Here is a 20,913-nt window from a genome sequence, read left to right as displayed (position 1 = left end):
ACGCAGTCCAGCGGGAGCAAGCTCCCTCGCCACAAGTCACTGGTTGTCTGCTCGAGCTCTTAACTGACTGGCATTAGCCCATGGGGCGCCTGTTTTCATTGCGGTCAACCGATCAGCCGCCGACGGCCTTGGCAATCGCCTCATTGAACGCCGGTAGATCGTCCGGCGTGCGCGAGGTGATCAAGTTCCAGCCATTGGCCTGGCACTCTTTAATCTCGGCATCCACCACGCCGGCAGCGCCGGCGTTTTCAAGGTCGATGCGCACGCTTTTATAGGCGGTCAGGGTTTTGCCCTTGACCACGCCAGCGTCGATCAGGGTCCATGGCCCGTGGCAGATCGCCGCGATGGTCTTGCCGGCCTGCACGAACTCATTGATCAAGCGCAGCGCGGCGGCATCCTGGCGCAGTGTATCGGCATTCACTGTACCGCCCGGGATGACCAGCGCATCGAAGTCGGCGCTGACAACATCCGACAGTTGCACGTCGGATTCCACGGTCTGGTCTTTTTCTGTGTCGCCGACAAATGTCTGGGTTGTGCCGCCTTTGCTGGAGGCGTGCGTCACGGTCGCGCCGTAGCCACGCAGCGTCTCCAGAGGCTTGAGCAACTCGTCGCGCTCGATGCCGGTGTTGGAGGTGATGACGAGGATGTGCTTGCCGTTGAGTTGCGAGCTCATGGTCGAGTGTCTCCTTGGGTCATGGATGGATTAATGGGCGTATTTGGTTTGCAGTTCCTTGGCCATTTTCAGGTGGGCTTCAAGGGTGGGCAGGGTCTTGGTGGCGAAGGCTTTCAGCTCGGGATTGTCTGAGGAGGCCGCTTCTTTCTTGAACAGTTCGACGGTTTTTTCATGGGCCGCTACCTGGTTGTTGGCATAGGCCTTGTCGAAGGATTCATCGCGCATTTCCAGGATGGCTTTCTTCGCCTGGTCGGTGAGCGCAGCGTCATCGGGTACTTCGATATCGAGTTTTTTCGCCAGGGCCATCAGTTCCTGATTGGCCTTGGTATGGTCTGTGACCATATGCTGGGCGAAGGTCTTTACGTCCGCCGAGCTGCTTTTTTCCAGGGCCAGCTTGCCCGCTTCCACCTCGGTGATACCGCCCTCGGCGGCGTTGTCGACAAAGTCGTTGGAGGTCGCCGCCATCGCGGTGGAAATCGAGCCTGCAATCAGCATGAAGGTAAGGCCCATCGGTTTCATCAGTCGAGTTTTCATGGTGTCTCTCCTTGGAAATGGCGGGATGCCGTTACCTGACTGTTGAATCGAGAGGCGGGTAAAAGGTTTAAAATTTTTTGCGCTTTTTTGCCCAGCGGTGAGGCGAGGCAATTGACTTGAACCAATCCGGATTCGCAGGGTTCTGCTGCATAGGGCCGCCATCTCAGGGGCCTGCCACTGCCAGGAGGATTGCACTGTGACTGATCGTAAAACCGCCGATAAAACCCCCGACCCCGTCAGCTCTGAAGACGCGCAAAAAGGTAATGCCGAGACCACAAAAGGGCAGACGCTTGAACCTGCGAACCCCAAGACTGAAACCATCGACAAAGTCGTGACGCCGACCTCGATCAAGGACATTGAACGGCAAACGGATGCAATCAACGAGAAACTCAACAACGGGCGTTGAACCTTCTGAGTTGATCGGTGGAAAAGGAACGAGATCCTGTGGCGGCCTGAAAGCTGCCACTGCTACTTTTTATAAAAAAATATAATAATTAGCTTAGATTAAAATGTGCTTTTTATTATTTATGACCATCCCCTAGTCTTGCCTGGAAGTCCCTTAGGTCATCCAGGAAGATTTGCCATGAGTAGCGTCACGCCGATTTCCAGTGTCTTGAGCAATGTGCGCCAGCGGGTCACACCGCAAGAGTGGGAGGTGCGGGTCAAGTTGGCCGCGGCCTACCGACTGGCGGCGTTGTACAAGTGGACCGATCATATCTACACGCATTTCTCGGCGCGGGTGCCAGGGGCCGAGGCGCATTTCCTGATCAATGCTTTCGGGCTGTTGTTCGACGAAATCAGCGCCTCCAACCTGGTCAAGGTCGATCTGGACGGCACCCTTGTCGATGACCCTACGGGCCTGGGGATCAACTACGCCGGCTATGTGATCCACAGCGCCATCCACGGCGCACGCCATGATTTGCAAGCGGTGCTGCACACCCACACCCGCGACGGTATTGCGGTGTCGGCGCAGAAGCAAGGGTTGTTGCCGATCTCCCAGCACGCTATAGCATTCTCGGGGCGTGTGGCTTACCACGGTTACGAAGGCGTGGCGCTGGACCTGGACGAGCGTGAACGGCTGGTGGCGGATTTGGGCGACAAGAGTGTGATGATCCTGCGTAACCACGGCTTGTTGACGGGCGGCGTCAGCGTCGAGCATGCCTTCCAGCAACTACAAAGCCTGGAGCGGGCCTGCAACATCCAGATTGCGGCACAGGCAGCGGGGAATGCCGAGTTGATCTTCCCACCGGCTGACGTGGTGGCCAAGGTCGAGCAGCAGGCCAAGGTGTTCAGCAATGGCGAAGGCCCGGGCGTGGCGCGGCATTGGAATGCGCTGGTGCGCCAGCTTGAGCGTACCGATACCGACTACAAGAACTGAGTCGGGTGGATTGTTCCCACGCTCTGCGTGGGAACACAGCCCAGGATGCTCTGCGTCCCTAAGCGTGACGCGGAGCGGCACACGAGGCATTCCCACGCAGAGCGTGGGAACGATCATCAAAACCTCACGTCAAGGCGATAGTTGACACGTTGCTGTGCGGCCCGACGGTACTGGCTCGGTCTGCCAGGTAACGCGCCGGCGGTTGGCCCATGGCCTTGCGGAACATGGTGATAAACCCGCTGGCATTTTCATAACCCAGGTCCAGCGCCACGCTCTGCACACTCTCGCCGTTAGCCAGGCGCTGCAGTGAAAGGATTACATGCAACTGCCGGCGCCAGCGACCGAAGCTCAGGCCGATCTCTTCCAGCAGCAGGCGGGTCATGCTGCGTTCGCTCATGCCGATGCGCACGGCCCATTCGCCCAGGGTCGATTTGTCGCCGGGGTTGGCCAATAAGCTGGTGGCCAGCCGATGCAAGCGAGGGTCCTGGGGCATGGGCAAATGCAGGGCCTCGAGGGGGGCCAAGGCCAACTCGTCGAGTAACGTCGCCACCAGCCGGCCCGGGGCGCCGTCTTCGTCGTAGAGCTGCGGGAAGCTGACCGCCTTGCCGATCAATTCGTGCAGCAATGGCGACACCGACAGCGTGCAACATTGCCGGGGCAGGGCGCTGGCGGCGTCCGGGCTGATCAACAGGCAATATACATCTGCTTCGCCAGCGCCACGGGCCGCGTGGGTCACACCGCCGGGAATCCACAATGCGCATTGCGGCGGCACGATCCAGATACCCGCCTCGATCACACAATGCACCACGCCGCGCAAGGTGTAGATCAATTGCCCGTGTTGATGGTGGTGAGGGATATGTTCCCAGCGTTCGGACGTACTCGAGGCGCCCACTGCAACAATCGAGCGAGGGATCGCGGCGGCGTCCCGGACCCGGCAGGGGTCGTATTGGTCGAGGCGGTGATGAACCATGCTGATAACTGCCGTGGCTGGATTGCGAAATATTCTGGCTATTCTGTGCAATGCTGTCCAGCGTCATGCGCCCTATGATGAGAACCAATCTCATCAAAGGAGCTTTGCCATGCGACTCGACAGTTCAACTTTCCCGGTGGTGAAAATCTTTTTCGACGCGCCTAGCGAGGGAGCGCCGGAAGACGCCTTCCTGACATTCGAACGTCTGCTGGCGCGTGAGCAGCCCTTCTTGCTGCTGCACGAAAAAGCCGTGGATGAGAACAATCACGAACACGCCCACGAAGAGCGCAAGCGCGCTTCTATCTGGATGAAGAAAAACAAGGCTGCCTTGCGCGCTTACGTCAAAGGCATGATCCAGGTGGAGCCCAGCGCTGCCAAGCGCCTGGCCCTCAAGCCCTTTGCCGTGACGTTCGGCAAGGCCTGGGGTTACCCGCTGCTGGTGGTGGAGTCCAAGGATCGCGCCTGGGCGTTGGCCCAGGATGTGCTGGATGCAGAAGTGTCGGATGTGGCGTATTTCTGAGCCTGGCCAAAGCTCGACAGCGTCCACAATTGAACTACCTTGATTGACGAGCCTTCCCACTCGGTACTCAAGCATGCGCACTTTATGGACGCGGTACCTGGCGTTGCTGGAAAACGACCTGAGCACGCAGATTTTCGACAATGTTAAAAACCTGTTGGTCTGCGCGTTGTTGTTTGCGGCGGGGACCAACGCGCTGGTGGGACCACGCGAGTTGCTGATCGGTATCTTCGCCTCCAGCGTCGCGGGCTGGGGCTTGATTGTGCTGTCCACGGTGCTGATGCTGTTGAACGTCAGCGACGGCATCCGCCGCCTGGCCAAGTTGCGTTATCACTTGGCGTTGCAACTGTTGTTGATCCTGATCTACGTGGTGATTGCCGAGCGGGTGGTAGAGATTGTGTGGGTGTTGCGCGCCCATTGACGTATCCTCCGCGCCTCGTTTACCACTGATTCGAACAAAGATGACAGGACAAGCTATGCAGGCGCTGCTGGAGTCGATCCTCGACGAAGTGCGCCCCTTGATCGGCCTCGGCAAAGTCGCCGATTACATTCCCGCGCTGGCCGACGTGCCCGCCAACCAACTCGGCATCGCGGTATACGGCAACGACGGCACGGCCTACTGCGCTGGAGATGCAGACACGCTGTTTTCGGTGCAAAGCATTTCCAAGGTCTTCAGCCTGGTGCAGGCCATCGACCATGGCGGCGAATCCATCTGGGAGCGCTTGGGCCACGAGCCCTCGGGGCAGCCGTTCAACTCCATGGTGCAGCTGGAATTCGAGCGTGGCCGCCCGCGCAACCCCTTTATCAACGCTGGCGCGCTGGTGATCTGCGACATCAACCAGTCACGCTTCGCCGTGCCGATTCTGTCGATGCGCGACTTTGTACGGCGCCTGTCGGGCAATCCGCAGATCCTGGTCAACAGCGTCGTGGCCGAATCTGAAGCCCAGCATGGTGCGCGCAATGCGGCCATGGCCTACCTGATGAAGTCGTTCGGCAACTTTCATAACGATGTGGACGCGGTGCTGCACAGCTACTTCAACTATTGCGCGTTGCAGATGAGCTGCCTGGACCTGGCCCGAGCGTTCAGCTTCCTGGCCAATGAAGGCGTGAGTGCCCACAGTGGCGAGCAGGTGCTGACGGCGCGCCAGACCAAGCAAGTGAATTCGATCATGGCCACCAGCGGGCTGTATGACGAGGCGGGCAATTTTGCATACCGCGTGGGCCTGCCGGGCAAGAGCGGGGTCGGCGGCGGGATCGTCGCGGTGGTGCCGGGGCAGTTTACGGTGTGCGTATGGTCGCCGGAGTTGAACGCAGCGGGCAACTCGCTGGCGGGGATGAAGGCGTTGGAATTGTTGAGTGAGCGGATTGGGTGGTCGGTGTTTTGAACTCGGTCCCCCTGTGGGAGCTGGCTTGCCTGCGATAGCGGTTTTTCAGTGCTGGATGTGCTGGCTGACACAGCGCCATCGATCACTGTAGGAGCGAGCTTGCTCGCGAAAAACGCCCAGGCTCTGCGGTCATCCAGGTTGCCCGCGTCATCGTTGACGATCTTCGCGAGCAAGCTCGCTCCTACAGTAGGTCAGTCGCGGGGCCTGTTGAGACGCGGCACGATCATGCCCACCTCACTCTGATAGCGCCGATACCGTTCACCAAACAGCGCCACTAAATCCCGCTCTTCGAAACGGGCGCCAATGAACAGATACACCGACATCCCCAGCGCAAACAGCAGATGCCCCACGGTCATATGCGGCGTTGCCCAAAAGGCGATCAGGAAGCCCAGGTACAGCGGATGACGCACGACTTTGTAGAGCATCGGCGTCCTGAATGTCGGGCCCGATTGTGGGGCGTTGCGCCAGCGATCAATGGCCTGTTTCAGCCCGAACAACTCGAAGTGACTGATCAAGCAGGTTGCCAGCACCACGATGCCCCAGCCCAGCCAGAACAGGCCGGTCAGCATTGCCTTGGCCCAGGCGGCGTCAACCTCCCAAACGGTCTGTGTAATGGGCCGCCACTGCCAGAACAGCAGCGCGAGCATCAGGCTGGAGAGCAACACATAGGTGGAGCGCTCTACCGCTGCCGGGGCGAAGATTGCCAGCCAGCGCTTGAAGCGTTTACGTGCCATGGCGCTGTGCGGGATGCCGAACACCATGATCAGTGACGCGTTGATCAGGAGTGCCTGCGCCCAGTCGATGCGCGCGCTGGAGTCGATGTGTTTGGGTACGACCACAGCCCCCACGAAGCCCATCATGTAAAGCAAGGTGAATAAGAAAACCAGGTAGCAGCAGGTGCTATAGGCCAGGCCAGCCAAGCGTGCCGTGAGGGTGTTTGAAGAGGTCTGCCGTTTCATGGACGATTCCTTTCGCACATGGTGAATGGGTGAGCCAGTCGATGGCTGGCTCGCTCAGACTAACGGCATTCAAGTAGGCAGTAACCTGTTGGAATTGACAGTTGCAAGAGCGATTGGCGATTAACCGACGTTCAACCGATCCAACAAGCTATACCAGGCCACGCCTGCGCCAATGTAGAACCGCTGCAAGCGATGCAATGGCAAGCGCTGCAAGGGCGTTATCGGGTAGGCGAAGTCGGCCGTGCTGTCGCATAGCCGCCCAGCCAATTGCTGACCCAGGCTGGTACACAACGCGATCCCGCGCCCATTGCAACCCAACGCCAAGGTGAGCCCCGGCGCCGGTTCGTGGACATGGGGCATGAAGTCCCGCGTGATCGCGATGCGGCCGGCCCAGCGGTAGTCGAATTCCAATGGCCCCAGTTGCGGAAACAGCAGTGCCAGGGAGCGCTCCAGGTGGGCAAAATCGGCCGGCCCGGTGGGGTCGTTGAACAGACCGCGGCCGCCCATCAGCAGGCGTCCATACGCGTCTTTGCGAAAATACAGTAGCAAGCGTTGCGCGGTCGACACGGTCTCCTGCCCTGGCAAAATGCTTTCGGCTGCGCGGCCACTCAATGGCTTGGTGGCGACGATAAAACTATTGGCCGCGAGAATGCTCTGGGCCATGCCTGGCCATAAGTGATCGCTGTAGCCATTGGTGGCCAGCACCACTTGATCTGCCGTGACCTGCGCGCCGCCGGCTGTCTGCAATTGCCAAACCGAGCCCTGGCGCTGCAAGCCTGTCACCGCACTGTGGCCATGCACCCGTGCGCCGGCCGCCAACGCCGCTGCCACCAACCCGCGGGCATACGCCAAGGGTTGAATGGCCCCGGCACGTCCATCCAGCCAGCCGCCGGCAAACGCCGAGCTGCCCATGCGTGACGCCACCGCAGTGGCGTCCAGGCGCCGTACTGGCACGCCGCGTCGGGCCCATTGTTCGGCCCGTGCATGTAACCCGGCCACCGCCTTTTCACTGTACGACACCTGCATCCAACCCTTGCGCACCGGCGCGCAATCGATGCCATGGCGTTCGATCAGCTTGAACACCAGGTCCGCTGACTTCGACACCGTGGCGATCAACGGCTCGGCGCGTTCCGGCCCGTACTTCTGTACCAGCTGCTGCGGGTCATATTTGAGCGTGGGGTTGACCTGCCCACCGTTGCGCCCCGAGGCGCCCCAGCCTGGCTCATGAGCCTCCAGCACACACACGCACACGCCACGCTCTGCCAAGTGCAGCGCCGTCGATAAACCGGTATAGCCGGCTCCGACAATCGCCACGTCGACCTTCACCGACTCGTTCAATGCCGGTGTTGGCACCACTGACGGCGCAGTCGCCGACCACAACGACTTCATGGCAGGCTCCGCGTGTTGCCTGTGGGGTGCAGCACGCGCCGCAGGAAGTCCTGGGTACGCGCATGCTGCGGGTTGCCCAGCACCTGTTCGGCGGGGCCGCTTTCGACTATGTAACCGCCGTGCAGGAAGCACACGCGGTCGGCCACTTCGCGGGCAAAGCCCATTTCGTGGGTGACCACGATCATGGTCATGCCTTCATCGGCCAGGGTGCGCATTACCGCCAGCACATCGCCGACCAGTTCCGGGTCGAGGGCCGAGGTGGGTTCGTCGAACAACATGGCGTCGGGTTTCATCGCCAGGGCGCGGGCGATGGCAACGCGTTGCTGCTGGCCGCCGGAAAGTTGTTCGGGGTAGGCGTCGGCCTTGGCGCTCAGGCCGACTTTTTCCAACAGCACAAGGGCTTCTTCGTGGACTTGGCGGGGCGGTTCGCCTTTGACGTACACCGGGCCTTCCATTACGTTTTCCAGCACCGTGCGATGGGGGAACAAGTTGAAGCGCTGGAACACCATGCCCATGCGGCTGCGCAGAGCGTGTACGGTCTTGCTGCCACGTTGTACGGTTTCGCCGAACACGTTGATATGCCCGCCGTCGTAGGCTTCCAAGGCGTTGATGCAGCGCAGCAGGGTGGATTTGCCCGACCCGGAGGGGCCGATCAGGCACACCACTTCGCCCTTGGCCACGTCAAGGTCGACGCCGTGCAGGACGCGGTGATCACCGTAGTGTTTTTGCAACTGGCGAATCTCGATCATGCTTTTTTCCTCCGGCCCAGGTACTGCTCCATGCGACGCAGGCCATACACCAGTGGCAGGCTCATCAACAGGTAGAGCAGGGCGACCAGGGTGTAGACGGTCATGTTCTGGAAGGTCGACGAGGCGATCAGTTGGCCCTGGCGCGTCATCTCGGCGACGGTGATGGTCGACACCAGTGACGAGTCCTTGAGCATCATCACCAGGGTGTTGCCGTAGGGCGGCAGGGCGATGCGAAAGGCCTGGGGCAGAATCACACGGCGCATCATCAGCCCCGTGCGCATCCCTAAGGCTTCGGCGGCTTCACGTTGGCCTTGTTCGACGGCGATGATGCCGGTGCGGAAGTTCTCCGCCTGGTACGCCGAGTAGGCGATGCCCATACCGATCACTCCGGCATAAAACGCGGTGAGATGGATGCCCATGTCTGGCAGCACGAAGTAGATGTAGAACAGCTGCACGATAATCGGCAGCCCCCGGATTACGTTGATGATGGTGCTGGCGGTCCAGGACAGCGCGCGAATCGGCGACAGCTTGAGCAGTGCCAGCACCAAGCCGAGGGCGCTGCTGAGCAGGAACGACAGCACGGTGATCTGGATCGTCACCCAGGCGCCTTGCAGCAGGATCGGCAGGAAGTCCTGGGCGTTCTGCAGGAACTCAGCCAGGTTCATGGGCGCTCCTGGGCGTCCAGCCCCCATTTCTTGAGGATGCTGTCCAGCGTGCCGTCGGCCTTGATACTGGCGATGGCGGTGTTCAGGCGCTCAAGGGTTGCGGCATCGCCCTTGCGCACCACCAGGCACACTTCGCCGACGTTAGTGGGCTTGTAGTCAGGCGCCAGTTTCACGCCTTTGAACAGCTTTTGACGGATCTGGTAGGCCACCACCGGCTGGTCACCCACGGCGGCCTTGATGCGGCCCAGGGACAGGTCGCGAACCATCTCACCGATGGAGTCGTAGGTGCGGATCTCCTTGAAGATGCCCAGCTTGTTCAGTTGGTCGTAGAAGATTGTGCCGGCTTGCACGCCGACGACCTGGCCTTTGAGCGGCATCAGGTCAGGGTAGGCGGCATCGTCGTCGGCGCTGATGATCAGCCCTTCACCATAGGCGTAAACCGGGGCGCTGAAGTCGACCACTTGGGTACGCTCCGGGGTCTTGAGCATGCCGGCGGAAATAAAGTCCAGCTTGCCGGACGTCAGGGACGGGATCAGCGCGGCAAAGTTGGTCTGCTCGATCTGGCTGCTGAACCCGCCGGCCTTGCCGACGGCTTCGGTCACGTCGACCATCACGCCCTGGATGCTGTTGCTCTTGATATCCAGGAAGGTAAACGGCGAACCACTGGCGGTTGCACCGACTTTGTACGAGGACGCACTGCCTGCGTGCGCGACACTGATGCAGAGCGTGGCGCACAGGCCGAAGGCAAGGCGGCGGAACAAGGGCGAAAGACTGTTCATCGGGTTACTCCAGACGGAAAACGGAAAGCCAGTACCGCAAGCGGCTGTCGATAAAATCGCAAGCTCTATGCCATTTCGAATCAAATAAATCGCAAACGATGATAAAAATATTGGAAAATGAACCGGTCGTATCGATATACGATATTTAATGGTCATTAATCTAGTTTTAAGGTAGAAATATCACCACGCCTGAGCCACCTGCCCGCGAGTTCGCCATGCCCGAAGACCGCAACAGTTTGCACAACCAATCCCTAGAAAAAGGCCTGTCTGTGCTCAAGGCTTTCAGCGCACAGCGCCGTAGCATGAGCCTTGCAGAGGTGGCAGAGGCCGCTGGCATGACCAAAAGCTCGGCCCAGCGCATGGTGTTTACCCTCGAAAGCCTGGGTTACCTTCGGAAACACTCGCGCACACGCCATTACCAACTCACCCCTCGGGTATTGGAGTTGGGCTTCAGTTACCTGGATGCGCATTCGTTGATTGAAGTGGCCAACCCGTTCTTGTCCGAGTTGACCCGATTGACCGGCGAGACGTCGTGCCTTACCGAGCCGGCGGGCTACGACATGACGTACATCGCGCGCTTTGTCAGCGCAGGGTTCGTGCCGGTGCACATGCCGATTGGCTCACGGGTGCCGATGTATTGCACGGCGTCGGGGCGGGCGTATTTGAGTGCGTTGCCGCAGGAGGAGGCGTTGGCGTTGATCGAGAACAGCCAGCGAGTGGCGCATACCAGCCGCACCCTGACTGACGTCGAGGCGATCATGGCCTCCTTGGAGCAGGTGAGGGCGCAGGGCTATGCGGTGAACACTCAGGAACTGTTCCTCGGCGACATGACCATCGGCGCGCCAGTGCTGGGTGGCAATGGCCGGCCCGTGGCCGCAGTGCATGTAGTGGCGCCGACCAGTCGCTGGAGCAGGGCGGATTCTGAGCAACAGTTGGCGCCTGCGCTTTTGCAGTGCTCCAGAGCATTGAGTAACTCTGCGCGTAATCTCGAATAACAAAAGTCTGGGCTGACCTGTGTTTTATCGCCCCTGTTTTTGCGCAAGCCACCTTTGGTCAACAGAGTCCAAGACGTTCCTGCAAGTGATTTTGCATTGATAGCCTTTTGCCAACTGGTAGTCTTTCATATCCTGACTAATCAAGTAGAATTCTCGGCGTTTGTCACGTCTCGATCATGCAAGACCTTTTTTGTTGTACGCCTTGGAGGCTTGTTTGAAAGGATTTCCTATCGACCTTGATCGTCTCAAGGGCTTGGCCGCCACCCGGGGTGGGCGTGTAGCGTTGGCCGGGTTCGAGTATCAGCGTGCCTTTGCGACATTACGAATGGTATCCATGCTGATTGGTCACGTCGTCAAAGGATCTAGTACGCAAATTCCGGCGTGGATACGTTATGAGTGGGCGGAAGATATCGACGAGTTGGACACCAATGGTGGTGTCACCTTGTGGCAATGCAAGCAAGGTAACGATTGGACCGAACCCGCAAAATTGGCCAAAGTTTTTTCCGGTTTTGCGCCTAAGTGGTTATGGACAGCGGACACGCAGCGCGAGCGCCTGAATCTGCGCCTTGTGACCAACGACGTTGCCTACGCTGAGTTTCGCGACTTGCCAGGAGCATTGAAAAAAAAGACTGAAGTGTATGCGCATTTTTTGAACGCTGTTCGGGAGACTGCCGGAAAGGGCAGCGATCTTGCGCAGTGGCAAGATGAGGCTCAAGCGTTCGGCCTTAGAAAATTGTTCAATGAGATGTGGTCAGCAACGCAGGTTCTGTTTGTGCCCGATGAAGCAGCCGCGAGTACGGCAGCACTGTGGCCAGCCGAAGATGATGCTGTGAATGCATTGGCCAGGGCGCACTGGCTGGCACCGGATCAAAACCCCCAGGACGTTATTCACTGCTTGCATGCATTGCTGGGACTTGCGCCTTCGAACACCGGTCTCGGCGGGCAGATTGACCGATTGACTACCACTCCGCTGGGCATCAGGCCGATTGATGTTAACGATCGGCTCGACCCTTTCCGTCGAGAACATGTGAGCTCAAGCTTGTTCCTGCCATTGATTGACCGCACCGCGCTGCAGCAATTGCGAAAACTCCCCCAGAAGCGATATGTCGCACGTCGGCCGGAATGGAAGGATGTGGTGCACGGTAGTGACGCTACCATAGGTTTTTTTGAGCGCAGCATTACATCCGATGTTGTTGATGGTCTGCGCAACGCATTGAACGATTGCCTCCAGTCTCAAGAGAAACTGCGCTTGCAGTTGCTGGTCGGTGCGCCAGGTAGCGGCAAAAGCACGCTGGCTATACGTGCAGCGGCACAGTTGGTAGACGAAGGCGTCTGTACTGCTATCGACGCTCGTTTTGCAGTGAATGACGAAGAAGAAGTCCTTGCGGTGGTCGCTACGTTGCAAGGGCGGCAGGATCCCAAGCGGGCCTTGTTGCTGGTGCTGGATGACCCGCTAGGTGTTGCCAGCCTTTGGCCACGTGTGCTGGACAAATTGTCCAAGTTGCGACCGAGAATGGTGGTGTTGGCCGCGACACCTGAGTTTTTGCTGGATCGATATAGTCAGCAACTAAGCAGTTTGCGCTTATTGCCTCCCAGGCGAGTGGAGCGCCCTGACTGCTCCGAGCGTCTAACGCTGGCCCGCTTTTATCCAAAGTCGGATATGACGGAGCTATCATCGGGTAATGAGGAACTGCTGGTGTTAACGATGCTAGCCGCCACTAATACCCCGTTCGATGAGATCATCGATGGGCTATGGGACAACTTGGCAGAAGGTGCTCGATTGCCACGGACAGTCCTGGGGCGTGAGCTACCGTGGCAAGTAGCAGCACTTTGGCTGGTGGTGTTCTTTAATCGCGCCTACGGTGCGTGCCCGCTACTTCTACTTAAGGCATTTCTGGCTCCGTGGTTTCGTGATGACGAAGAAGTGGGTGAGCGGCTGGCACAAATGAAAAGTGCTCACGGTTGGGGGGTGTTTCAGATCGAGGAATCACCTGCGAGTTTCGCCTCCCAAGGCGGTGTGGTTCGTACCATGCATACACTGGTTGCACAAGCTGCCTGGGATCGGCGACCTGCCGCCAGTTGGTCGGTGACCGAGTCTATCGCGAAGGCCAGCTTGCGTTTTCCAATGGCGGCACGGCCTCTGGCGCAAGCGCTGGTAGCACTTCATGAGTTTTCTGCGGCGGAGGCTAAACCGTTGCTCACCGCAGTGGCCAATGCCTGGTGTGCCGCCGATGTAGTCACGCTGGAAACGCGTTACCTGTGTGAGCTTTGTTGGATATGGAAACGTAGTGCGGTGCCAATGCCGCCCTGTATCAATGGGGCGTTACTGCACCGAATAGCGTTGAATGATGAGCAGAGTTGGTTGGCGGCTTACCACGTCCTTTATCTGGGCTCCACGACACAGGTACGCAGTTTGTCCCATGCGTTGCCCTATCGGGACGTGCTGGACTCAGCCGATTTTTTTATCGAGCAGAGTCGCGCAATGGCTCTGTGCAGCGCACTTGTAGATCAGCCTACGCTGCAGGCAAGGTTGCTGGATCACATCTGGTGTGCTTTCGACGACACCAAAGGCGCGAGAATCAGCAGCAATTTTCTCAACTGGATGATGATTCATGGTGGCGCCTGGTCGGTTGTCTCACGCAAAGACGTCATTCGTGCTTGGATCGCACAACACCCTGACGACACTCACGTGCGTGTCGCCTTTATGATGCACCTTAAGCGACTCACTCCGGCTGATTGCACTGCGACGCTCAATGATTTGCGTCGATGGTTAGCCGAACACCCCGAGGATATGGATGTACGCAATAGTTTTCTGGCCCATCTTGGCAAATTCAGTGAGATCGACCAGGCTGCCATTCTAGACGACTACGTGAGCTGGCTTGCCGTTCACCCTAACGATTCAAATGTACGTAATGGTTTTCTCAAGCACATCGACAAGCTCAGTGTTGCGGAGCAGATATTGGTGCTTGATGCTTATTGGGAATGGCTGGCCGACCATCCTGAAGATACGAATGTGCGCGCCGCTTTTCTAAGTCATGTACACAAGTTCAGCGAAGAGAAACAGGCGTTTATTTTCAGTGAGTATTCCGAATGGCTGACTCGTCACTCTGATGACACCAACGTACGTTCAGCTTTGCTGAAATGTTTGCACCAGCATGCACACCACACGTTGCCGAAAGTTATTGAGCAGACACTTACCGGGCTAAGCTACGAGACACGAGACTTCCACCCTGCTGGAGCCGTGCTTCTGGCTGTGGGGGGGCTTGGCGTAGAGCATCTGCAGCTTATTGTTCGCTGGCTTCAATGGCTTGCACAGGTGCTTGAACGCTACAAAGGGATTAAGTCAGCAGCATTTTTCATGAGGGGCTCTCTCACCAACGTTCTCGAGCAGGCACGTGGGCATGCGCAAAGCGATGAATGCCCTGAGCATGACAGGGTATACGCATTACAAGCCATTGAGCATTTGGAGAACTCAATCCGACAGTGGAGAGAGTCTGTCGGTCGACCCGTGACAGCATGAAAAAAATGCGCCCCTGAGGGCGCATTTTTTGCTCGGTCAGCTATGGCCTATCAGGCCGTCGCATCCCAGGCCCGATCACCGTTCTCGTCTTTGATCCGAGTCGGTAAGCCCATCACATCCAGCGCCTTGAGGAACGGCTCGGCCGGTAGTTCCTCGACGTTGGCCATATGCTTCACATCCCACTCGCCACGCGCCACCAGCAGCGCAGCGGCTACCGGTGGTACGCCTGCGGTGTAGGAGATGCCCTGGCTGTCGGTCTCGGCATAGGCCTCTTCGTGATCAGCCACGTTGTAGATGAACATCTCACGCGGTTGGCCATCCTTGGTGCCTTTGACCAGGTCACCGATGCAGGTCTTGCCGGTGTAGCCCGGGGCGAGCGAAGACGGGTCGGGCAGCACGGCCTTGACCACTTTCAACGGCACCACTTCCAGGCCTTCGGCGGTCTTGACCGGCTGTTCGGAAAGCAGGCCGAGGTTTTTCAGCACGGTGAACACGTTGATGTAGTGTTCGCCGAAGCTCATCCAGAAACGCACGTTGGGCACGTCGAGGTTTTTCGACAGCGAGTGCACTTCATCGTGGCCGGTGAGGTAGAGGTTCTGCGAACCGACTACCGGCAGGTCGTCGGTGCGTTTGACTTCGAACATGGTGTTGCTGGTCCACTGGCTGTTCTGCCAGCTCCACACCTGCCCGGTGAATTCGCGGAAGTTGATTTCCGGATCGAAATTGGTGGCGAAGTATTTGCCATGGGAGCCGGCATTGACGTCGAGAATGTCGATCGAATCAATGCGGTCGAAATGCTGTTGCTGCGCCAGCGCGGCATACGCGTTGACGACACCTGGGTCGAAGCCCACGCCAAGGATGGCGGTGATGTTCTTCTGTTTGCACTCTTGCAGGTGGTTCCACTCGTAGTTGCCGTACCACGGCGGGGTCTCGCAGACCTTGCCCGGCTCTTCGTGGATGGCGGTGTCGAGGTAAGCCACGCCCGTGTCGATGCAGGCACGCAGTACCGACATGTTGAGGAAGGCGGAGCCGACGTTGATGACGATCTGCGAATCAGTCTCGCGGATCAGGGCCTTGGTCGCTTCCACGTCCAGGGCGTTCAGCGCGAAGGCTTGGATATCGGCGGGAACCTTGAGGCTACCCTTGGCCTTGACGCTGTCGATGATGGCCTGGCATTTGGAGATGTTGCGCGACGCGATAGCAATACGACCGAGTTCGTCGTTGTGCTGCGCGCACTTGTGGGCCACCACCTTGGCGACACCTCCTGCACCAATGATAAGAACGTTCTTTTTCAATTGCTTTATCTCTCCTTTATCCGCCAGCTCAGGACAGGCTGGACAGGTAGTCGTCGTAACCAAATTCACGAACCACCTCGACTGTACCGTCGAGTTGTTTCACTACGATGGACGGCATTTTCAGGCCGTTGAACCAGTTTTTCTTGACCATGGTGTAGCCTGCGGTGTCGATGAACGACAGCCGATCGCCGATGGCCAGCGGACGATCAAATTGATACTCGCCGAAGATGTCCCCGGCCAGGCAGGATTTGCCGCACACCATGTAGGTGTGTTCACCCTCGCTCGGCGCCAGTTTGGCGTTGAGGCGGTAGATCAGCAGGTCCAGCAGGTGGGCTTCGATGGAGCTGTCGACCACGGCGAGATTCTTGCCGTTGTAGAGAGTGTCGAGCACGGTGACTTCCAGGGAGGCGCTGTTGGTGATCGCCGCTTCGCCGGGTTCCAGGTAGACCTGCACGCCGTACTTCTCGGAGAACGCTTTGAGCCGTGCGCAGAATGCATCCAGTGCATAGCCTTCGCCGGTGAAATGGATGCCGCCGCCGAGGCTGACCCACTTGACCTTGTGCAGCAGTTCACCGAAGCGTTCCTCGATGGTGCCGAGCATCTTGTCGAACAGGCTGAAGTCACCGTTCTCGCAGTTGTTGTGGAACATGAAACCGGAGATCTGATCGATCACGCCATCGATCTTCACCGGGTCCCACTCGCCCAGGCGGCTGAACGGGCGCGCCGGGTCGGCCAGCAGGTAGTCAGAGCTGCTCACCTGCGGGTTCACACGCAGGCCGCGGGTCTTGCCTTCGCTGCGTTCGGCAAAACGCTGCAGCTGGCTGATGGAGTTGAAGATGATCTTGTCGCAGTTCTCGAGCATCTCTTCGATTTCATCGTCGGCCCAGGCCACGCTGTAGGCGTGCGCTTCACCTTCGAACTTCTGGCGACCGAGCTTGAGCTCATACAGCGACGACGAGGTGGTGCCGTCCATGTATTGCTGCATCAAGTCGAATACCGACCAGGTGGCAAAGCACTTGAGCGCCAGCAGAGCCTTGGCGCCGGACTGTTCGCGCACGTAGGCAATCTTCTGCATGTTGACCAGAAGCTTCTGTTTATCGATGAGGTAGTACGGCGTTTTGATCATTTTTGAGAGCCTGCGGCGGTGCCTGCCAAAAAAGGACACGCATTGTGCCCGCACTTGGAACAGATCGAAAGGTTAGCCGGCGGATTTTGCGCGCCACGTTAAGCATAGGGCGTAAGTATGACCGTTCATAAGAATCATGCCGCCTCCTGTGGGAGCGCTCGAGCCTCAGCGAGGCCGCGATGACGGCGCCCCTGGCACCCCACACATCAACAATAGCGCCGCGAATATCCTGCTTACCTGAACATGAGTAAATCTTGTGATGATCTAGAACAGAATGAGTTTGTCTCAAGACGCCCCTCTGCCGACAATGACCGCCATTAATCACACCATCGGAGTTGTAAGTCATGGCAGTCGCTCATTCCCTCGGGTTTCCACGCATTGGACGCGATCGTGAACTGAAAAAAGCGCAGGAAGCGTTCTGGAAGGGTGAGCTCGACGAAGCCGGCCTGCGCGCCGTTGGCCGTGATTTGCGCAGCACCCACTGGGCGCTGCAACAGCAAGCCGGTATCGACCTGTTGCCGGTCGGTGATTTCGCCTGGTACGACCAGGTGCTGACCCATTCGTTGATGTTCGGTGTGGTCCCTGAGCGGTTCCGCCCGGCGGATGGCCAGGCCACGTTGCATACCTTGTTCGCCATGGCCCGTGGCGTCAGTGACAGCTGCTGCGGCGGTGCCCATGCCCAGGAGATGACCAAGTGGTTCGACACCAACTATCACTACCTGGTGCCGGAGTTCAGCGTCGATCAGCAATTCCACCTGGCGTGGGACCAACTCTTCGAAGAGGTCCAGGAAGCCCTCGACCTGGGGCACAGCGTCAAGCCCGTGGTGATCGGCCCGCTGACCTATTTGTGGCTGGGCAAGGCCAAGGGCGCTGACTTCGACAAGCTCGACCTGCTCGAGCGACTGCTGCCGCTGTATGGCCAGATATTCCAGCGCCTGGCCGAATTGGGCGTTGAGTGGGTGCAGATCGACGAGCCAATCCTGGCGCTCGATCTGCCTCAGGATTGGAAGAACGCTTTCGAGCGCGCCTATAACCTGATCCAGCGCGACCCGCTGAAAAAATTGGTGGCCACTTACTTCGGCGGCCTGGAAGAAAACCTTGGCCTGGCTGCCAACCTTCCGGTGGATGGCCTGCATATCGACCTGGTGCGTGCGCCGGACCAGTACCCGACCATTCTCGACCGCCTGCCAGCGTACAAGGTGCTGTCCCTGGGCGTGGTCAACGGCCGAAACGTGTGGCGTTGCGACCTGGAAAAAGCCCTGGCCACCTTGCAGCATGCCCATGAGAAGTTGGGCGATCGCCTGTGGGTCGCGCCGTCCTGCTCGCTGCTGCACAGCCCGGTGGACCTGGAGCGGGAAGATCAGTTGGGTGCCGAGCTGAAAAGCTGGCTGGCCTTCGCTGTGCAGAAGTGCGCGGAAGTGGCGCTACTGGCCAAGGCCGTCGATCAGCCCCAAGCCCCTGGCGTACTCACCGCCCTGGCTGCGAGCCGCGCGGTGCAGGCAGCTCGTGCTGCATCGCCACGCATTCACAAGCCTGCCGTTCAAGCTCGTGTAGCGGCCATCACTGCACGGGACAGCCAGCGCCAGTCGCCGTTTGCCCAGCGCATCGAAAAGCAACGGGCCGGCCTTAACTTGCCGCTGTTCCCGACCACCACCATCGGCTCGTTCCCACAGACCGCGTCGATCCGCCTGGCGCGTCAGTCGTACAGGGCGGGCAAGTTGAGCCACGCCGAATACGTCGAAGCCATGCACAGTGAGATCAAGCACGCTGTCGAGGTGCAGGAAAATCTCGGCCTGGATGTGTTGGTGCACGGTGAAGCCGAGCGTAACGACATGGTCGAGTACTTCGCCGAACAACTGGATGGCTACGCGTTCACCCGGTTCGGCTGGGTGCAGAGCTATGGTTCGCGCTGTGTGAAACCCGCAGTGATTGTCGGTGACCTGAGCCGCCCGAACGCCATGACCGTGGAGTGGATTCGCTATGCCCAAGGCCTCACCGACAAGGTGATGAAGGGCATGCTCACAGGCCCGGTGACCATGTTGATGTGGTCGTTCCCACGGGAAGACCTGAGTCGCGAAGTGCAGGCCCGGCAACTGGCCCTGGCGATTCGTGACGAAGTGGTGGACCTGGAAGCGGCCGGCATCAAGATCGTGCAGATCGACGAAGCGGCTTTTCGTGAGGGCTTGCCGTTGCGCCAGGCGCAGTGGCAGCACTACCTGGACTGGGCGACTGAGGTGTTTCGTTTGTGCGCGAGTGGCGTGGGCGATGAAACCCAGATCCACACCCACATGTGCTACAGCGAGTTCAACGATGTGATCGAGTCCATCGCCGCCATGGATGCCGACGTGATCACCATCGAGACCTCACGCTCGGACATGGAGCTGCTCGACGCGTTCGAAGCCTTCGCCTACCCGAATGAGATCGGCCCGGGGGTCTACGACATCCACTCGCCACGGGTGCCGGATGCCTCGGAAATGGCCAACTTGCTGCGCAAGGCCGCCAAGCGGATTCCGGCAGAGCGCTTATGGGTGAACCCCGATTGCGGCTTGAAGACGCGGGGCTGGCCGGAGACCGAGGCGGCGCTCATTCATATGGTCACCGCCGCTCGGCAACTGCGTGCTGAGTCAAACTGTAGGAGCGAGCTTGCTCGCGAAAAACGCCAACGATTACGCGTAGCTTCTGAATGAACGTGGCGCCTGTGAGTTTTTCGCGAGCAAGCTCGCTCCTACAAGGGGAGGGGGCAATATTCGCCCCCTGCATCAGGTCAGAGGTATTTGAGCCACGCCAGGTCCCGCCGCCGTGCTTTCAGGCCGGCGAACCAACGCACGGGCAAGTACAGGGCAATCGGCAACAGCAGCGCTGCCAACCACACCGCACCGATATCGTCGAAGCCAAAGTAAGTGCCATGGTTGAGGCCAAACAGCGCAACGCAGGCTACATAGAGGATTTTCAATACATAGAGGTGCAACAGATAAAAGAACATCGGCGCCGCGCCGAACACCGCCAGCACGCCGATCCAGCGCTTATGCCCGGCGCGTTCAAACGCCAGCAGCAACAGCAAGCCAATCCCCAGGGTCAACGCCAGGAACAACAGCGAAGGCGGGTACTTGGTGATATTGAAAAAGCTCATCAGCGTCAGCACGCTGCTGTCATACGCCTGCCAAGGCTGCTCGCCATAGCCGTTGAGCGCTCGCAACAACCCAAAGCCCACCAACGCGCCCACCCCTGCGACCAGTAAATAACGCTGACGCACAGCCGGCAGCGTGGCATTGGCAAACCATGGCCCGAGGCCGTAACCCAGGGCAATCACACCGATCCATGGCAGCACCGGGTAGGTGGTGCGCAGGCGCAGGTTTTCAGAGACTTCAATCCAGGTGCGTTCATGCAGGATGGCCCACGGCACATGCAACATCGAACCCGCTGCGAAGTGCAGCCCATCGAGCAGGTTGTGCCCGGCGATAATCACCAGCGCCAAGCCGATCAGCCAGGCACGCGGTAGCCAGACCAACGCGGCGAGGGCGATCATGCTGATGCCGATGGCCCAGATCACTTGCATGTAGATCACGCTGGGCGGCAGTTGGAAGGTCCACGCGAAGTTGACCAGGGTGAATTCCAGCACCACCAGGAACAGCCCGCGCTTGAACAAGAATGCCGACACGTCGCGACGACCTTGATATTTCTGACCGTACAGCCAAGCCGACAAACCGGTGAGCAGCACAAACACCGGCGCACACAAGTGAGCCAGGGTGCGGCTGAAAAACAACGCAGGCTCGGTGCTGTCTATGCTCATGGGGTCGCTGACCTGGCGGTGCAGCAGGAAGGTTTCACGCACGTGGTCCAGCAACATGAACAGGATCACCAGGCCGCGCAGGGCGTCGATGGACAGCAGGCGTTTGCGTAAAGTCATAGCGTCAGTCATAAGTTAAGGATCACACGCAGGCAAAATATTGACGTTATTCTATAACATTAAGCGAGGCGC

The 20,913-nt window shown here is 58.9% G+C and carries 19 protein-coding genes; 8 read left to right on the top strand and 11 right to left on the bottom strand.

Going from position 1 to position 20,913, the window contains the following annotated elements:
• Positions 1–112: 112 nt before the first annotated feature.
• Both OC445_RS22950 and OC445_RS22945 read right to left on the bottom strand, forming a co-directional pair.
• Positions 113–673 (bottom strand): type 1 glutamine amidotransferase domain-containing protein, encoded by a 561-nt coding sequence (locus OC445_RS22950; RefSeq protein ID WP_220382784.1) that lies wholly within the window; start codon positions 671–673, stop codon positions 113–115.
• A 30-nt stretch (positions 674–703) separates the two neighbouring features.
• Complete coding sequence (locus OC445_RS22945; RefSeq protein WP_020303039.1) at positions 704–1,207, bottom strand: DUF4142 domain-containing protein; 504 nt, start codon at positions 1,205–1,207, stop codon at positions 704–706.
• Between the two features lie 196 nt (positions 1,208–1,403).
• On the opposite strand from OC445_RS22945, the gene OC445_RS22940 reads away from it, so the two are divergent.
• Both OC445_RS22940 and OC445_RS22935 read left to right on the top strand, forming a co-directional pair.
• On the top strand, positions 1,404–1,613 hold the full coding sequence (locus OC445_RS22940) for a hypothetical protein (protein WP_054897760.1): 210 nt from the start codon (positions 1,404–1,406) through the stop codon (positions 1,611–1,613).
• Between the two features lie 177 nt (positions 1,614–1,790).
• Complete coding sequence (locus tag OC445_RS22935; RefSeq protein ID WP_054897761.1) at positions 1,791–2,585, top strand: class II aldolase/adducin family protein; 795 nt, start codon at positions 1,791–1,793, stop codon at positions 2,583–2,585.
• 124 nt (positions 2,586–2,709) lie between these two features.
• Here the strand turns inward: OC445_RS22935 and OC445_RS22930 are convergent, their stop codons facing one another.
• Entirely contained in the window at positions 2,710–3,555 is an 846-nt protein-coding gene (locus OC445_RS22930; protein WP_054897762.1) for an AraC family transcriptional regulator, read from the bottom strand.
• Positions 3,556–3,664: 109 nt separating this feature from the next.
• Between OC445_RS22930 and OC445_RS22925 the strand changes: the two genes are divergently transcribed.
• The 3 genes from OC445_RS22925 (at position 3,665) to glsB (ending at position 5,457) form a co-directional block, all read left to right on the top strand.
• Positions 3,665–4,075, top strand: coding sequence for a hypothetical protein (locus tag OC445_RS22925; RefSeq protein ID WP_034125714.1), 411 nt, complete (start codon positions 3,665–3,667; stop codon positions 4,073–4,075).
• A 73-nt stretch (positions 4,076–4,148) separates the two neighbouring features.
• The gene (locus tag OC445_RS22920) at positions 4,149–4,493 is read left to right on the top strand and encodes a hypothetical protein (protein ID WP_014718790.1); all 345 of its coding nucleotides are present in this window, start codon (positions 4,149–4,151) and stop codon (positions 4,491–4,493) included.
• Positions 4,494–4,548: 55 nt separating this feature from the next.
• Positions 4,549–5,457 carry a glutaminase B gene (gene glsB / locus OC445_RS22915; RefSeq protein ID WP_014718789.1) on the top strand — a complete coding sequence of 303 codons (909 nt, stop codon included), beginning with the start codon at positions 4,549–4,551 and terminating at the stop codon, positions 5,455–5,457.
• Positions 5,458–5,648: 191 nt separating this feature from the next.
• On the opposite strand, the gene mddA is transcribed toward glsB, so the two are convergent.
• The 5 genes from mddA to OC445_RS22890 form a co-directional block, all read right to left on the bottom strand.
• Positions 5,649–6,416, bottom strand: a complete 768-nt coding sequence (mddA, locus tag OC445_RS22910) for a methanethiol S-methyltransferase (protein ID WP_198791077.1) — start codon at positions 6,414–6,416, stop codon at positions 5,649–5,651.
• A gap of 120 nt (positions 6,417–6,536) precedes the next feature.
• A complete protein-coding gene (locus OC445_RS22905; RefSeq protein WP_054897764.1) occupies positions 6,537–7,805 on the bottom strand; it encodes an NAD(P)/FAD-dependent oxidoreductase in 1,269 nt (422 codons plus the stop codon).
• On the bottom strand, positions 7,802–8,554 hold the full coding sequence (locus tag OC445_RS22900) for an amino acid ABC transporter ATP-binding protein (protein ID WP_054897765.1): 753 nt from the start codon (positions 8,552–8,554) through the stop codon (positions 7,802–7,804). Before OC445_RS22900 ends, OC445_RS22905 begins: the two co-directional genes overlap by 4 nt.
• Entirely contained in the window at positions 8,551–9,219 is a 669-nt protein-coding gene (locus OC445_RS22895; RefSeq protein ID WP_003191710.1) for an amino acid ABC transporter permease, read from the bottom strand. The genes OC445_RS22900 and OC445_RS22895 overlap by 4 nt, the downstream gene beginning before the upstream one ends.
• The gene (locus tag OC445_RS22890; protein ID WP_054897767.1) at positions 9,216–9,998 is read right to left on the bottom strand and encodes an ABC transporter substrate-binding protein; all 783 of its coding nucleotides are present in this window, start codon (positions 9,996–9,998) and stop codon (positions 9,216–9,218) included. Before OC445_RS22890 ends, OC445_RS22895 begins: the two co-directional genes overlap by 4 nt.
• Positions 9,999–10,213: 215 nt before the next feature.
• On the opposite strand from OC445_RS22890, the gene OC445_RS22885 reads away from it, so the two are divergent.
• Both OC445_RS22885 and OC445_RS22880 read left to right on the top strand, forming a co-directional pair.
• The gene (locus tag OC445_RS22885) at positions 10,214–10,993 is read left to right on the top strand and encodes an IclR family transcriptional regulator (RefSeq protein ID WP_054897768.1); all 780 of its coding nucleotides are present in this window, start codon (positions 10,214–10,216) and stop codon (positions 10,991–10,993) included.
• 214 nt (positions 10,994–11,207) lie between these two features.
• Positions 11,208–14,513: an ATP-binding protein gene (locus OC445_RS22880; RefSeq protein WP_262020374.1), complete on the top strand. Its 3,306-nt coding sequence runs from the start codon at positions 11,208–11,210 to the stop codon at positions 14,511–14,513.
• Positions 14,514–14,563: 50 nt separating this feature from the next.
• Here the strand turns inward: OC445_RS22880 and OC445_RS22875 are convergent, their stop codons facing one another.
• Entirely contained in the window at positions 14,564–15,808 is a 1,245-nt protein-coding gene (locus OC445_RS22875; protein WP_032901677.1) for a saccharopine dehydrogenase family protein, read from the bottom strand.
• Between the two features lie 28 nt (positions 15,809–15,836).
• Positions 15,837–16,934 (bottom strand): carboxynorspermidine decarboxylase, encoded by a 1,098-nt coding sequence (locus OC445_RS22870; RefSeq protein ID WP_005787689.1) that lies wholly within the window; start codon positions 16,932–16,934, stop codon positions 15,837–15,839.
• A gap of 344 nt (positions 16,935–17,278) precedes the next feature.
• Here OC445_RS22870 and metE point away from each other — a divergent pair, with 344 nt between their 5' ends.
• Positions 17,279–19,621 (top strand): 5-methyltetrahydropteroyltriglutamate--homocysteine S-methyltransferase, encoded by a 2,343-nt coding sequence (gene metE, locus OC445_RS22865; RefSeq protein ID WP_181125026.1) that lies wholly within the window; start codon positions 17,279–17,281, stop codon positions 19,619–19,621.
• A 77-nt stretch (positions 19,622–19,698) separates the two neighbouring features.
• Here the strand turns inward: metE and OC445_RS22860 are convergent, their stop codons facing one another.
• Complete coding sequence (locus OC445_RS22860; RefSeq protein ID WP_054897771.1) at positions 19,699–20,853, bottom strand: DUF1624 domain-containing protein; 1,155 nt, start codon at positions 20,851–20,853, stop codon at positions 19,699–19,701.
• Positions 20,854–20,913 lie beyond the last annotated feature (60 nt).

The sequence above is a fragment of the Pseudomonas sp. Pse35 genome (assembly GCF_024519715.1).
Lineage (GTDB): Bacteria > Pseudomonadota > Gammaproteobacteria > Pseudomonadales > Pseudomonadaceae > Aquipseudomonas > Aquipseudomonas paracarnis.
Note: the sequence above shows the minus strand (reverse complement) of the source record. Positions and strands in the feature narration are given on the sequence as shown.